16 protein-coding genes and 1 pseudogene are annotated in these 13,189 nt (G+C 65.8%); 6 read left to right on the top strand and 11 right to left on the bottom strand.

Going from position 1 to position 13,189, the window contains the following annotated elements; translation table 11 throughout:
• Position 1 precedes the first annotated feature (1 nt).
• The 3 genes from OTB20_RS26160 (at position 2) to OTB20_RS26150 (ending at position 2,600) form a co-directional block, all read left to right on the top strand.
• Complete coding sequence (locus tag OTB20_RS26160) at positions 2-1,741, top strand: hypothetical protein (protein ID WP_267821057.1); 1,740 nt, start codon at positions 2-4, stop codon at positions 1,739-1,741.
• Between the two features lie 40 nt (positions 1,742-1,781).
• Positions 1,782-2,084 (top strand): hypothetical protein, encoded by a 303-nt coding sequence (locus OTB20_RS26155; protein WP_267821056.1) that lies wholly within the window; start codon positions 1,782-1,784, stop codon positions 2,082-2,084.
• Between the two features lie 132 nt (positions 2,085-2,216).
• On the top strand, positions 2,217-2,600 hold the full coding sequence (locus tag OTB20_RS26150) for an HU family DNA-binding protein (protein ID WP_267821054.1): 384 nt from the start codon (positions 2,217-2,219) through the stop codon (positions 2,598-2,600).
• Positions 2,601-2,773: 173 nt separating this feature from the next.
• On the opposite strand, the gene OTB20_RS26145 is transcribed toward OTB20_RS26150, so the two are convergent.
• The 5 genes from OTB20_RS26145 to OTB20_RS26125 all read right to left on the bottom strand — a co-directional run bounded on the left by OTB20_RS26145 (position 2,774) and on the right by OTB20_RS26125 (position 5,770).
• Positions 2,774-3,205, bottom strand: a complete 432-nt coding sequence (locus OTB20_RS26145) for a hypothetical protein (protein WP_267821053.1) — start codon at positions 3,203-3,205, stop codon at positions 2,774-2,776.
• A 73-nt stretch (positions 3,206-3,278) separates the two neighbouring features.
• Positions 3,279-3,686, bottom strand: coding sequence for a hypothetical protein (locus OTB20_RS26140; RefSeq protein WP_267821051.1), 408 nt, complete (start codon positions 3,684-3,686; stop codon positions 3,279-3,281).
• Positions 3,687-3,950: 264 nt separating this feature from the next.
• Positions 3,951-4,109 (bottom strand): hypothetical protein, encoded by a 159-nt coding sequence (locus tag OTB20_RS26135; RefSeq protein ID WP_267821049.1) that lies wholly within the window; start codon positions 4,107-4,109, stop codon positions 3,951-3,953.
• 165 nt (positions 4,110-4,274) lie between these two features.
• Entirely contained in the window at positions 4,275-4,436 is a 162-nt protein-coding gene (locus tag OTB20_RS26130; protein WP_267821047.1) for a hypothetical protein, read from the bottom strand.
• Positions 4,437-5,251: 815 nt separating this feature from the next.
• Positions 5,252-5,770, bottom strand: coding sequence for a hypothetical protein (locus tag OTB20_RS26125; protein WP_267821045.1), 519 nt, complete (start codon positions 5,768-5,770; stop codon positions 5,252-5,254).
• A gap of 240 nt (positions 5,771-6,010) precedes the next feature.
• Between OTB20_RS26125 and OTB20_RS26120 the strand changes: the two are divergent.
• Both OTB20_RS26120 and OTB20_RS26115 read left to right on the top strand, forming a co-directional pair.
• Positions 6,011-6,190, top strand: a pseudogene (locus tag OTB20_RS26120) (helix-turn-helix domain-containing protein); the annotation flags it as partial.
• Positions 6,191-6,220: 30 nt separating this feature from the next.
• Positions 6,221-6,886 (top strand): helix-turn-helix domain-containing protein, encoded by a 666-nt coding sequence (locus tag OTB20_RS26115; RefSeq protein ID WP_267821163.1) that lies wholly within the window; start codon positions 6,221-6,223, stop codon positions 6,884-6,886.
• Between the two features lie 327 nt (positions 6,887-7,213).
• Here the strand turns inward: OTB20_RS26115 and OTB20_RS26110 are convergent, their stop codons facing one another.
• The 6 genes from OTB20_RS26110 to OTB20_RS42880 all read right to left on the bottom strand — a co-directional run bounded on the left by OTB20_RS26110 (position 7,214) and on the right by OTB20_RS42880 (position 11,964).
• Entirely contained in the window at positions 7,214-7,843 is a 630-nt protein-coding gene (locus OTB20_RS26110; RefSeq protein ID WP_267821043.1) for an HAD-IA family hydrolase, read from the bottom strand.
• Between the two features lie 321 nt (positions 7,844-8,164).
• Positions 8,165-9,400 carry an MAB_1171c family putative transporter gene (locus OTB20_RS26105; protein ID WP_267821041.1) on the bottom strand — a complete coding sequence of 412 codons (1,236 nt, stop codon included), beginning with the start codon at positions 9,398-9,400 and terminating at the stop codon, positions 8,165-8,167.
• A gap of 8 nt (positions 9,401-9,408) precedes the next feature.
• Positions 9,409-9,936, bottom strand: a complete 528-nt coding sequence (locus tag OTB20_RS26100; protein ID WP_267821039.1) for a hypothetical protein — start codon at positions 9,934-9,936, stop codon at positions 9,409-9,411.
• Positions 9,937-10,167: 231 nt separating this feature from the next.
• Entirely contained in the window at positions 10,168-10,386 is a 219-nt protein-coding gene (locus OTB20_RS26095; protein WP_267821037.1) for a hypothetical protein, read from the bottom strand.
• 6 nt (positions 10,387-10,392) lie between these two features.
• The gene (locus OTB20_RS26090) at positions 10,393-10,614 is read right to left on the bottom strand and encodes a hypothetical protein (RefSeq protein ID WP_267821035.1); all 222 of its coding nucleotides are present in this window, start codon (positions 10,612-10,614) and stop codon (positions 10,393-10,395) included.
• Positions 10,615-10,893: 279 nt separating this feature from the next.
• Positions 10,894-11,964 carry an MFS transporter gene (locus OTB20_RS42880; RefSeq protein WP_420716489.1) on the bottom strand — a complete coding sequence of 357 codons (1,071 nt, stop codon included), beginning with the start codon at positions 11,962-11,964 and terminating at the stop codon, positions 10,894-10,896.
• Positions 11,965-12,050: 86 nt separating this feature from the next.
• Between OTB20_RS42880 and OTB20_RS42875 the strand changes: the two genes are divergently transcribed.
• On the top strand, positions 12,051-12,530 hold the full coding sequence (locus OTB20_RS42875; protein ID WP_420716488.1) for an HAD-IA family hydrolase: 480 nt from the start codon (positions 12,051-12,053) through the stop codon (positions 12,528-12,530).
• The last annotated feature ends 659 nt before the right edge of the window (positions 12,531-13,189 follow it).

Below are 13,189 nucleotides of genomic sequence, written 5' to 3'. Positions count from 1 at the left end.
GATGGCACAGCGCAAGGAACTGGGAACAGGGGCCACGGGCCGTCGGCGCGCGATCAAGGTGCTTCCGGTTGGCGTCGATCGGCTTCGGACCGGTGAGCCGCGAGGCAACACCTATGCCAACCGGGCCTCGCGCTCGGACGAGCCCATCGACGCCGAGGTGATCGACGATCCGGGGTCGCAGGACGCAGACGGTGCGCGCGCCTGGCGTGAGCGGCTCCGGGACCGTGCCCGCGAGTTCTTCGGTGAGAAGACCCGGAAGCGGATGGCCGACCGTGAGCGCGTGCACGGGATCGACGTCGACCGAGCCGAGGACGAGAGCGAGGGCCTGGATCAGCGCGAGCAGCTACTCAAACTCAGGGCGGAGACGCGGCTGGCCGGCGAGAAGTACATGGCCTCGCTGCGGGACTCGAAGCTGTTGGTGCCCGGCTTCGACGACGAGGAGCGGACCCAGGAACTCGGCGTCATGCACCACGTCTACATGCAGAAGATGATGCAGTCGTGTCTCAAGCCGCTCTCGCGCGGAGTGAATGCCCATTCGATCATCCAGGCGGTCGGCATGGTGATGACGATGCGGATGCTCGCCCCGGATTTCAAGAGGGAGATGGACAGCTACCTCCAACCCCTCAAGGACAAGATCCAGGAGCGCATCGACACGAGGGGCCGTGGCATGGTGGCCTTTGCCGAGAGCGGCATCACGCACCGGCAGAGGATCTTCAAGGACCTTCCGAGCGACGCCCGGCGCGAGCGCCTGATCGGCAGCACGGATCCGCGTGACCACCTGACGAAGAAGTGGCGCAAGCGCTTCGACGCCATGCAGCATCGTGAGCGCGGCCACCGGGAGATGTTCACTCCGGACTCGGCAGCCATGACCGAGGTCGCACTCATGGAGAGCGCCTTCTGGAAGATGCGTGAGCCGGGCGCGGACGTTGGCCTGATCCGCGATAGCTACCGGGCGCTGCGCAAGCGGCTGCACGAGCAGATGAGCGAAGACGGCCTGGAGCGCCGGGAGGTCGTCCAGCGCGCCCGAAAGATCATCGGTGAGCGAATGGAGTACGAGCCCGAGCTGCGCACGATGTTCAACGGCGTGGCCCACGGACGGATCGTCAAGGCCCCTGCACACGAGCAGCAGATCGCGGGCTCCGACCGGGTCCACACAGTGTGGAGCGGGGAGTTCGACGACCAGCTGGGCCAGCGTCTGCCCGAGGACGGGATGTTCACACTGCGCCGGCCTATGGACGCGGACGCCCACCAGGTTCAGCTCGCCGAGACGATGAAGACCTCGCTTCTCAACGCGCTGGGCCGCGGTGACCAAGAGGCCTACGGGGGCAACATGCTGGGCTACCTGGTCGGCTTCGCGGCGCAGAAGCAGGGTCTGGACACCAGCGGGCTGCCCGGCATGCTCCAGCGCCGCCTGGACCAGTCCGAGGTGATGATCGCGAGCATGAACATCGACGGTCTGCCACCCGAGGAGCAGCAGCGGGTCTACTCCAACGCCTACGTCGACGCGATGGAGGCAGTGAACGAGAAGTACCCGGATCTTGAGCCTCAGCTGAAGCGGAGCCTCGGAGAGAACTGGCAGCAAGCACTGCAGACTGCGGTCGACGACCCCGGGGCCTTCTTCGAGGAGCAGCGGCTCAAGGCGCGGTCGCGCCCCACGGGTCCGTCGGCCGAGCAGGAGGCCGGCGCGCAGGACAACGGCCCGAACGCTGGGGCCGACTCCGAGGACTACCAGCCCACCTGAGCGCGATCCGGGAACACGAACAAGGAGTAGGAGCAGGGGCATGGACCAGGAACAGAACGAGGGACAGCAGGTCAGGTTCGGATCGCGCTTCGCGCGGATGTTCGGCTACGTCACACCGGAGGATCGGAGTCGATGGGAGCAGCAGCGGGCGCAGAACAGGCCGAACGTCAACGCGATCAAGCAGGGCGCGATGTCGGCACTGAGTTCGATGATGGAGTTCGGAGAGTCTCACGACAAGGTCGTGAACCGGCGCCGCGATCCGAACACGCGGACCATCATCGAGTCGGTCGGCCCTGAGCCCGAGGACGACCGGGAGGGGATCGAGCCAGATCTGGAAATCTAGTCAAATGAGCAAAGATAAGCATGGCGACTACACTCGATACACCCAACTCCCCTTTTCCACTCATGCCCATATCCGATAGACTGGTTTCTCGGTGGAACCGCGCAATGAACAACGATAGGGCAGGGTATAGACATGGAAACGACGAAGACACCGCGTGTCAGTAAGCGCGAATTCATCTCGCGGGTCGCGACTCGCAGCAAGCTGCCCGTCCGAGTGGTGAACAAGGTGTACGAGTCGTTGCTTGGTGAACTCACTGGCGCGGTCAGCTGCGGAGAGGCGGTCGTGCTCAAGAGCTTCGGCCGCTTCTACCGGCAGGACCATAAAGGTCACAAGACGCGCTTCGGCAAGGACAACGTCGATGACTACGTGGTTCTCAAGTTCTCCGCATCGAGCAGCTTCAACCGCCGACTGGGGGGCAACGGGGACGACGCCTCACGCGATACCTACGGGGCGATCAGGGATGCCGACAAGTTCGAAAACGTCATTGAAGGTCGCGAGCTGCGGCCCGCGCCGTAGACAGCGAGGAGCCGACAGAAAGGAAAATCCCCGTGATGCCTGCAGGCATCACGGGGATTTTCTTTTATGGATGAGACAAGTTCGGCCGCGAGGCTCAGCCGTCGGCGATGACGAAGATCAGCACGAGCGCACTGACCGGGACGATGAGCACGCCGGCCACGGCCACGTACAGGTCACTCGAACTGGAGGTCAGGCTCGTTCTTGGAGGGCGTGTCGAAACTGCCGATCAAGCGCCGTCCGGGTCGCGAGGGACTCGCAATCGGCTCGCGCTGCGCGGCCAGCTCGGCGAGAGTGAAGCCCACAGGGCGGCCCAGACGCTGACCGGCCATGTAGTAGGCCTGCCCGTTCGCGCGTTCACCCAGGGCGATGACCTCGCGGGTGACGGGCTCGCCCGGGCGCTGGGGCGCGTGCTCCCGCCAGACGATCCGGTGCGAGGGCTTTGCATTCGGATCCGCGCCGACGTATGTGCTCTCGCAATCGGAGAGGTCGGGATAACTGGGCAAGTACCCCAGCGGGTGCGTGCCCGGCGCGCCTTGCTGGATCCGGCTCAGCTGGTTGAGAGCCACGCGCAGGAGCCGGCCCTCCGCTCCATGAGGTCGCTTCATCGCAGCGTCGTGGAGAGTCTGGAGGTCCCGCTTGAGACCGGCGGTCGGAAGGAAGCGGATGGCAGGCCGACGCTCACTCATGGGTCTTCTTCCGCTGGGCAGCACGATGGTCATCCGCCCACTGGTGACCGAGCGGGCCGAGGCTCTCGGCCAGCTCTTCGATGGTCATGCCCGCCTCGCCGGAGGCGTCGGACTCCTGGATGCGATCGGAGAGCTCGGCCTGGAAATCAGCCTCAGCGTGGACATGGGCCGCGTGGTCGTATTTCATGAGGCGCACGAACGCGGCAAAGGGGATGATCGCGGCCTCGGGCTTGTTGCCGTCTCCGAAGATCAGCGGCGTGATCTGGCCCTGGCGGTAGAGGTTCAGAATCGTGGCGAGTTCCTCGTGCCCGAGCTGGCCTGTAGGGACGACATTGACAGAGAACTTCGGGAGCTCGGCACCGGAAGTACTCTTGTCGCGAGCGTTGTCGTTACGAGTCATGCCTTCAGTATAGTCAGTCGAGATCAACTTCTTGTCGACTCGCATACGAGGGTTATCGCCGAGTCGATACGGGTGTCAAATGATGGCTCACTCCATCTCCGAGAGGCGGGCCGGGCAAGAGAAGGAGGAGCCCGCGCTCCAGTCCCGTACGGTGCAGGGCTGGAGCACGGGCCCCCGATTGATGGACAGTCACGACGTCAGAAGTTCCCCTCGACGACCTGCGTGCAGACAATGCCGAGCGAGCGCCACAGGGCCACCACTCGGTCACGGTCGTCCAGGGCGGTCGGCGAGCTGGTTGCACGGCAGCGTGAATGCCTGCGTGCCCATGAAGTAGGCCAGGGCCTCGACGAAGCCGGACGTGCCAATACCGGATTCGCCCATGGGAACGGGCGTCGCACCAGCCTCAATGGAGTCCTGCTGCACATCGCCACCCGATCGCGCTCCGCGCGATCAGCGCTGTCCCCCACCTGCACTCGGCTCCTCCGCAGCACCCGTCACCTGCCAGATGTACCAGGAGCAGGAGCAGAAGCAGCAGGAACAGGCATGGAGCGACACCCGGCCGTAGAGCGAGGCGAGAACCGAGAACTCTCAGCGGGACATGTCGTGGTTGAAGTCGCCGGGATCCCGGAGCTGATGACGTGCACCGGACAGGGTCTGCTCGATGATGGCCTGCGAGTACGGGATGCCGGGCATGCCCTCGGTGATGTCGACAGCGGACGCTGAAGCGCCGGAGCTCGCGCTGGCCTTCACGGCCAGCTGCGCGTAGAGGTCCTCGATGGACGCGAAGGCCGGCGCGGAGCACCGACGGTCGCCGGGGCAGTCTGAACCAGGGCCCGAGCGGCCACGACCACAGGTGCGGACGCAGGCAGCGGGGCCGGAAAGGACAGGCCGCCCTCCACCTCGGTCGGCAGGGATAGCGGCTACGGTTCAGGGGCCAGTAGGGACGACGTCGAAGCCGACGGCACAAACGAGGGCGACCATCGAGCCGGGCGATACGCTCGCCGCGATCTCGGGGACGACGGGGGTTCCGATCGGCATTCCGGTCGAGATGAGCAAGGTCCAGAATCCGGATCTCATCTACGCGGGGCCTCGCTGCTCATCCCGCCGCTGTGACGACGCGACAGGGCAACACCGTCACGTACCGAGCATGAATCGACGCCCTGACGCCACGAGGCCGTCAGGGCGCCGTCTCCTCAGGCGGAGAACTCTGCTGACCGGCGGCCTGCAGGTCCGTCATTCGCGTGCGCAGCCGGCGCAGCTTCTCGATCTCGTCGTCCATGGCAGGATGCCGTTCTGCTCAGCGGTTCGCTCACGGGTTCCGCTCCTAGAAGGCGACTGCGTCGAAGAGGAACTGCCCGACCTCGTGGAGCTCACCGCCAGGCGTCACCCGAGACCGGCGCGAGCCGGTCCACGGCACGCCTGCAGTCGGCCAGGGTTCGACACCCGGATCAGCTGCACTGATCCCCCTCGTTGCGAGAATGCGACGCCGCAACAGCGTCAGACATCAGGCGACCCCGCCGACAGCCTGGTCAGCAGGGTCGTCCGATGTACAAGATCATTGTCCCTCACGCCGCATCAGTCTCATCGGACTCACCCCGGCCAAACAGGAATCCGCGGGCATCACCGGTCTTCATCATGTCCTGCAGATGCATCAAGAACACCGCACGCTGCGTGGCCCGGCGATCGACCAAGGGCTCGTACTCGCGCAGTACCTTCAGGTTGACGACCCAGCCGTTCTCGCGAGAGATGGCCTGGTCAAGCTCCGAGTCCGGCACGACGTCCATCCCAGTGAAGTCGTGGTCGAACTCGGAGGCGACGTCGAGGTGTTGATTCGGTCCGTCGATGTAGAGCGTGTCAACGCCGACCTGCTGGCCGGCCTCGTCGAATGCCACGAGGAACACGCGGTCGGCCCTGGTGGTGTTGTCGACGTGGACCGCTGCAACGTTCGTATCGTCGATGAAGCTCGTCTCCTCGAACCGCTCGCACACGCGGGCACGAGCCTCATAGCACCACATGATTCGCCGGGCTTCGTTGAAGCCTTTGAACTCGCCAGAGTTGAACACCTCTGGGTGGGACTGGATCATCGGTGGGATCCTTCCAGGTTCCTGGACCGTTGCATGACCGGGTCCGGTGGACCCGCCTTGAACAGGGCGAGTAGTTCAGCGATGGACTAACCAGGGCATAGGATCGACGCGCGAGCAGAGCCCCCACCATCAGGCGCGATACAGAAACGTACGGTAGATGCATGGATCGATCAACCCGATTGCCGTTAGGGTTCTCTCGTCGCCACCCGAGGTCCAGACCGCCAAGTCGCAGGAGTTCATGTGCCACGTCAATTCGACGGCAGCCGAGTGCGGGCTGTCAGACGGGGTAAGGAGCTCAGCCAGAAGGAGTTGGGCGCGAAAGTAGGTGTCCGCGGCCCGACTGTGGCGCGATGGGAAAGCGGCGAGGAGTTCCCCAAGGGGGAGAAACTCCCAGGGATCGCGTCGGCACTTGGTCAGGACCTTGACGTCCTCTTCCCCTACGACGGCGCCGTGGACCTGCAGTTGCTCCGCTGCGACGCCGGCCTCAGCGTGGCGCAGGCCTCCGAGGCCATCAACGCCAGTCGCGTGCCGCTGAGCAACGCGGAGTCTGGCAGGCGTCGACTCCAGGATGCCTACGTGGGACCTCTCTCGCGCGCCTACGGGGTGACGACGGAAGAGCTACTGACCGCGCAGGATGTCTCGTTCGGACTCCGCAGGGTGCGGCCGCTGAGGGAAGCTCGTCCGTCTGCACCTCGCACGGTCGGCGAGAAGATCAACTATCTTCTGGAGCACGGGTACGTAGGCCAAACGTCTCCGTCCAACGAGCAGATCGCGCAGGCCGTCAACGAGCACAGCGGCACGACGCACATGACTGCCGATGGTATCGCCGCGCTTCGTTCGGGCGCCCCGACGACTGCCTCGGATGCGGTACGTGCCGGCCTGGCTCATGCTCTCCAGGTCGACATCGCCCTCTTCCAGGACGACGCCGAGTTGAGCCCTGCGGCCGGTGAATTCCTCGAAGCCATCCGCTTCCTCGGGTCGATTCACCAAGGCCAGATCCTCGGCCTCGCCGCCCGCGGCAACCAGGCGGGGCTGTCGGCCGGCATGATGGCCAAGATCAACGAAGTCGTCGGAGAGCTGAAGAACAAGCTGCCGGGCGAGCAGAGCGAGCAGTGACGCCGGCGCCACGCCTTGGCAGCGCCGCCGAGCCGTCCGCCCCTGGCCATGGCAGAGCCGGCCGCTTCCCGCCCCCAGCCTGACGCCCTTCTCGGCTGAGCTGCAGCTTGGGGCACGCCCCATGCGGCGTGTCGAGGTAGCCGACGGCCGGGCTTCGCCCGGGGGCGGAGCGGCACCTTCCGCGTACCAGATGTGGTCCCACAGTTCTGACGCGTACGACCAGGGTCCCGAGCCGCACCGACAACACGCAGACTCCCGGCCGTTGGCCACCCCACTGCGAGGTGGCCAACGGCCGGGGACGGCTGGACCAGGCGCCTGCCCGGGGGGCTACGGCGCGGCGGTGAGGTCCACGCCCAGCAGGTTCGACAGGTCGGCCACCGTCTGCTTGGGGTCCTTGTTGTGCACCCCCGCGAAACCGAGCTGCTCCGCCGCCTGGACGTACGCCTCGGTGTCGTCCACGAAGACGCACTGCTCGGCAGGCATCTCCATGAGCTTGAGCGTGATCTCGAAGAGCTCGGGGTCGGGCTTGCGCAGCTGGTGGTGCTCGGAGATCACCACGACGTCGTACAGCTTGTCGAGGTCGTAGCCGTCGTAGAGGTCCCAGGGCGCGAGGCCCACCGAGTTGGACAGGATGCCCACCTTGATCCCCGCTCGCCGCGCCGCGGCGGCCGCGTTGATCAGCAGCGGCTCCGGACACAGGCCTCCGAAGATCCTGCCCATCAAGTTGTCGGGAGAGACGCCCAGCTTCTTCCCGGCCATCTCGTTCCACTCGGTCTGGCTGACCGCTCCACGCTCGAGGTCGCTGGTGATCCGGACGCCCTCTTCATCCTGGTACAGGGCCGAGATGCATGCACCCTGGGGAAGCCCTTCACGCTGCTCGAAGGCGAGCACCACGGGCAGGAGCGGTGTGGTGAGCACGCCTCCGAAGTCGAGGACGAGGCCGGTGTGCTGAGACATGCAGGAACTCCAGTGCTGAGAATCTGGGCGCCGCCCGTACTGGACAGCGTTCCGGCCCTGACATACGCGTGGCGGCGACAGCGCCTGCGCTGCGCTTTCCAGGGTCGGCGGTATTTACAGGGCGGAATACGATGCCACCCACTGTCTGGCCCACGGTACCAGCCACCTCTTTGCGCAACTGGCGGCCCCGCCCGAATCCGAAGGGCGGCAATAGCACCTGGGGTCTATTTCCTATTTCACGCGACCTCCCAATTGAGTCGACTTCTTCAGCCGCAAGGAACAGCACCTGCAACTCGAATAGCATCTTCGAGCTGCACCATTTTACGTGTCCGGTTCAAGACTAAGCTCCGCAGACTGCTGCAGAAGCTCTTGAGCTTCGCCCGGGGTGATGGCCGCGTAAGCCTTGCTCACTCGCACGAGCCAAGCCGCCTCACTGTTCGTGTCGACGAAAGGTTTCTCCTGGAGCGGGCCTGTCGCGTACTGGCTGGCCTTTGTGGAGGCAGCGGCACGGAGCGCCGCGGCAATCCAGTACGCCTCGGCGCCCGGCTCGGGGTCGGGGTGCGACGCGGCTGTCTCCTCAGCAGCCCACAGAAGCGTCTCCGGGGCGTAGTACCGGAGCTTCTCGCAGGCATCGGCGACGTCCTGGGTCCATCGGTCCAGGCGGACATCACTGGGGACCCGCATGTGGATCAGCTCGGCCAGGCGCGACCCGGGCGGGTAGAGACTCGTTCCGGGGAAAGCCTTCACCAGGTCGAACCAGAGCGGGTGAAGCCGGTAGAGGGTCTTCCATGTCTTCCAGCGAGCAGCAACGACGCTGGTGGTGGGGATGCTCGCGCCTACAGCCACGATCAGGAAGAGCAGGTTCATCCACATCGCCGTGAGATCAATGAGTATCTCCACTGTGGAACGGCTCAGCGGGAAAAATACCGCCGTCCACACGATGACGATTCGGGCCGTCGTATGGAGGAGCCCCATCCACATCGAGATTCCCATGAGCCTGAGACCGATTCGCATACTGGTCGTCTCGGCTTCTCGCGCCCCCCGCGACCACTGGTAGCCGCAGACGGCGGTTGTGACGAGCGGGAAGAAGTAGAAGACGCTCATATACACAGCGGCGCCCCATTCGCCTGCATGATCGCGGAGAAAATCTTCACTTTGCCGGTGGCGGTCCACAACGGTGAAAAAGAGAATGGTGAGCAGGGTCACGCCGATTGCGCCCACCGGGTAGGAGGCACGGGCGATCCAGCGCGACACCCTGACGTGTCGGGGCACTACGGCATCGGGGCTCTTGCCGTAGCTGGTCGCAACGTACGTCAAGGACGCGATGATGGCGGCGGTGCTGGCGAAGTGTCTGAGGAGAGCGTTCAGGTCGATCACGGGGATGCGGTCCACGGCGTGCAGCGCTGCTGGTGTGTAGAGCCACAAGGCCACGGAGAATCCGGCGTAGCCGCCCCAGAGGGCTCGGCGGTGGGCGTCACCGTACCGGACGGCGGGGAATCGCCAGACGGCTATGAGGGTCATCACTGCCGCGGTCAGATACCTGAAGAAGTCGAGCATGCCGTCCGTTATTCGTTCTTGGAGCCACGCCGCGGCGGAGCAACCGGGTGGGAGAGCGAGGACTCCAAGAGGCTGACCATGTCGTCGCCGGCTAACGGCTGACGGCGGGCCAACCGCTTGATCAGGGACGCCGACAACTCGGCCTGCTGCTCCTCCGGGCTGTCGTAGTTCACGCGGCCTTGGACCAGAGCCGAGGGGAATCGACGAAGGACTTCCTCCCGGATGTGCTCAGGGACGTATCGCTCGACCTCTTCATCGGTCAGGGTGCTCCCGTGGTCCAGCCACTCGTGCGCCAGCTCATGAAGGATGATGTGCTCGGTCTGGTTCCGGCTGGATCGGCGCCGGTAGAGCACGACCGTGAACTCCGGCGTCCTGACTCGAAGGCCGCAGGCTGTGCCCAGCCCTCCATCCGGGTCGTCAAAAGGCACCAGCCGAATCTGACGCTTCAGTGCATGCTCCATGTCCCGGACCAGCGCCTCGACACTGAAGGGAGTGGGCACAGGCAGATCGGCAAGCAGCTTCTCGCATTCCTTCAAGAGGGCGCGTCGCGAAGGGTCCCCGCGCCACCGCACGACCGCTCTTGCGAGGTGCGTCGGCGCTCTACCGCCTGGTTCTGCACGCAACCCGCCACTCTCCCCGCTCCGGTCGGTTCTCCGTCGAGCAGCCCACCTCATCGCCCCGTCCCCCCTCGCCCCTGCCCCGCTTGCTTTCGGGTCTCCACCCGCCCCGCGCTCAGGCATGCGTTGGGCAGGCCGAGCCAGTAGTCGTCAGACTTTCCGCGTGTGCAGTGAACCCCCGCCTCGCTGCCCAGCGTGACGACGTGTGGTGACCATGTGCAGCACGTCGTAGACGACGTCCAGCACCATCGCCACGGCCATCACCACCCTGCCGGGCTTCACCGCCCGCCGGGGTGTCTGCTTGACCGCGCCGCGCCGCTGCGCCGCGCAGACCGCGACGGCAGCGGTGCAGAGACAGAACAGGCCCATGCCTATCTACAGACCCAAGACGCCGGCGTGCGGTTGCATGAAGTACGGAACTTCGGCGACAACCTCGAACGCGACGGTGGACACGAAGGCCATCACGATGACGGCGCCCGTGAACGCCCGGGTGGCAATGCGGTGGACTGGTCGTGATCCGCGGACACTGCGCGGGGGGAAGATGTTGTCAAACGGCTGCGCCCGGCGCTTGGTTTCCTCAACGATGTTCCCGGCCACTCTGCGTACGCCACGGCGGCTGACCGCACACCCCTTGCCGACGCGGCGAGCTTTCCACCGCATGTGCTGGCCTTACCCCCCGTTGCGGAACTGAACAGTATGGCCAGGTCAACCAAAGATGTTGACCATCTAGCCCACTCGATGAGAGATCGTACGATATCTCTACACGTAACGATCCTGTCAAGTCGACTGGATTCAGCGCACGTTCGAGTGCACCCGGGATTCATGTTCGCCGTACTCCGCCCCAACCCTTATGCGGGGGAGGCCGACTTACTTCTCTCATGGTCTGGTCGGCGGCTCGGCTGAGCAGCCGCCACCGGAGGGCGGTCGGCAGCAGGGGTGAAGTGGCGGCAGCACGACGGACCCGGCTGCGGCCCCGCCGGCGGCAACACCTGCGGCTGCCGCGTGAGCAGTGGCCGCCGGTACGAGCACCGCGAGTGCGATCCCACCGGCCTGTCCCAGGCCCAGAGAGGCGATGAGCCAGGCCGACGCCTCAGCGAGAGTAGGCGGGGGCCGAGGAAGTCCAGCGTGTGGAAGGCCGTCACCGGCAGCGGCGCGAGGAAGAGGCCGGGCAGTACGGCGGCCGTGATGGCCAGGGCAGGGTCGGGGTCGGGGTCGGGGTCGGCAAGCGTCGGCAGGGAACCGACCGCAAAGCCGCAACCGAGCGTGCGGAGTTGACGCGTCGGCGTGCAGGGCCAGGTGCGGCGTCCGTAGAGGAGGCCGCCGATCAGGCTGCCGACGGCGAGCGCCGCGGGCGTCATCGTCGAGAGGTACTCGGCGTGGTGACGTTCGGCGGCGGCGAGGGCGACGACGTTGGGTGCTCCCAGGGTGATGCCCGCCCCGAACAGGGCTGCCGCCAGGGCGCGCAGACCAGGGGTACGGATCGGGCCGAGCCAGTGCGTGCGGGTGCAGGACGGCTTCCACGTGCGGGGCGGCCGGCGGTGCGGTGAGGAACAGCGCGCACCCGGCGAGCACGATCGCCGCTGTGGCGATGGGCACGACGGTCGTGCCGGTCAGCGTGTGCGGGGCCAGGACGAGTAGCGGACCGCCGATGAACACGAGTTCCCGGGCGCAGGCATCGAGCGAGAGCGCGGCTCGCCGTTGGTGAGGGCTGCGCACGACGTGCGGCCCCAGAACGCGCAGCGCGGCCTCCAGCGGCGGGGTGCACACGCCGGCGACGGCGGCGATGGCCGCGGCGAGGTCGGGGTGCTGGACCGGTTGGTGGAAGGCGAGACCGGTAAAGGCGGCGGCGGAGGTCAGGGCGGTCAGACCGATGGCGAGGTAGTGGCCGCGCCGGTCCAGCAGGCGTCCCCACAGGGGTTGGCCGATTGCAGCCGCGAGACCATGCACGGCGGCGGGGCTCCGGCCAGGCTCAGTGTTCCGCCGTCGGCCCGGGCCACGATCAGGATCGCCGGCGAGGCCATTGCGACCGGCAGGTGGCCGATCACGGCACCTGCAAGGAGGCGGGTGACGTACGGAGTGGCGGGCACATCGGCATCGAGAAGCCTGACCTGCGGGCCTTCGAGGCCGCCTACACCAGTTTGGACGTGCGGCCGGAAACCTGTCTGTTCATCGACGATGTCGCAGTCAACGTTGCGGCCGCCCAAGCGGCGGGCATGCAGGCACATCCGTTCGAGGACAACGCCCGGACCATCACGCGCATCGCGGCGAACACCTCGATGCTTGCTTCGGGAGCATGGTTGTGCTCTGCACGACGAGGGGCCCGGGTGCTGCTGAAGTCCAAGGTCGATCTGTACACCGCGATCCGTCGTGACGCCAGGGGTGGCATGTCGTTGCGGGCGCTCGTGCGGAAGTATGGCGTCGGCTACGAGACCGTGCAGAAGGCCCTGATCTCGGCGTTGCCGACACCACAAAAGAAGATGGAGCCGACGTCAGGCAGCAGACTGGTGAGCTGAGGCTGGAGCCGCCCCGATCACTCCCGAATGCGTCGCCTATGTAAACAGTCAAAAGGACGTGGTCCTCGTGGTACATCGACGGGAAGCGAGGGCTGACCAGACAAAACGTCGTGCCACGTCGGCGCTTCCACGGGGTACACCTGACGCAGGAAGGAGCCTCGCGGTACAAGTGTTTGCCCAGGTCAGACGCGGCCTGGGGGTCTCGGGACTGCGGCTACGGGATCGCTCGTCTGCTTCGACGACGTAGAGGATCTCGCAGGAAAGCGTGGTGTTGAGGTTGAGCCGCTCGCGAGTCGTACGTGCAGGTGCCGACGACAGCCATGATGAGATCCTCTCCCCTTCTGATGAGCATCACTGAATAGTCACCTTCAGCCACACCCCCGGTGGCCGGATCGCCCCAGCCACCACGAACATGCCCTCCGTACGCGGGACCGGTGGCTGGCAGGCCGTCAGGTCCAGTGCGGAGGGCACCATCGTTTTCCAGAGGAGGCTGAGTACCTCGCTCACTGCATCGCGGACTCGCCTCCCGGGGCAGGGCTGTTGCAAAGTCTTTTGGTCTTGGATCGTTGCTGGTCAGGAGAGGCCGAGGAGTTCGAGGGGTCGTCGGAAACAGTCGTAGGACATCTCGCGGAGGCTGGCCGCGATGTTCGTGTGGCCCG

Origin of the sequence: Streptomyces sp. H27-H1 (assembly GCF_026627445.1) — a bacterium.
Classification (GTDB): domain Bacteria; phylum Actinomycetota; class Actinomycetes; order Streptomycetales; family Streptomycetaceae; genus Streptomyces.
The sequence above is the reverse complement of the archived record's forward strand: the minus strand, read 5'-3'. Positions and strand labels throughout refer to the sequence as shown.

What these genes read in the sequence shown, in the direction of transcription:
- OTB20_RS26160 (WP_267821057.1), top strand. Translation starts at nt 2, where the DNA reads ATGGCACAGCGCAAGGAACTGGGAACAGGGGCCACGGGCCGTCGGCGC.
- OTB20_RS26155 (WP_267821056.1), top strand. Translation starts at nt 1,782, where the DNA reads ATGGACCAGGAACAGAACGAGGGACAGCAGGTCAGGTTCGGATCGCGC.
- OTB20_RS26150 (WP_267821054.1), top strand. Translation starts at nt 2,217, where the DNA reads ATGGAAACGACGAAGACACCGCGTGTCAGTAAGCGCGAATTCATCTCG.
- OTB20_RS26145 (WP_267821053.1), bottom strand. Translation starts at nt 3,205, where the DNA reads ATGAAGCGACCTCATGGAGCGGAGGGCCGGCTCCTGCGCGTGGCTCTC.
- OTB20_RS26140 (WP_267821051.1), bottom strand. Translation starts at nt 3,686, where the DNA reads ATGACTCGTAACGACAACGCTCGCGACAAGAGTACTTCCGGTGCCGAG.
- OTB20_RS26125 (WP_267821045.1), bottom strand. Translation starts at nt 5,770, where the DNA reads ATGATCCAGTCCCACCCAGAGGTGTTCAACTCTGGCGAGTTCAAAGGC.
- OTB20_RS26110 (WP_267821043.1), bottom strand. Translation starts at nt 7,843, where the DNA reads ATGTCTCAGCACACCGGCCTCGTCCTCGACTTCGGAGGCGTGCTCACC.
- OTB20_RS26105 (WP_267821041.1), bottom strand. Translation starts at nt 9,400, where the DNA reads ATGCTCGACTTCTTCAGGTATCTGACCGCGGCAGTGATGACCCTCATA.
- OTB20_RS26095 (WP_267821037.1), bottom strand. Translation starts at nt 10,386, where the DNA reads ATGGGCCTGTTCTGTCTCTGCACCGCTGCCGTCGCGGTCTGCGCGGCG.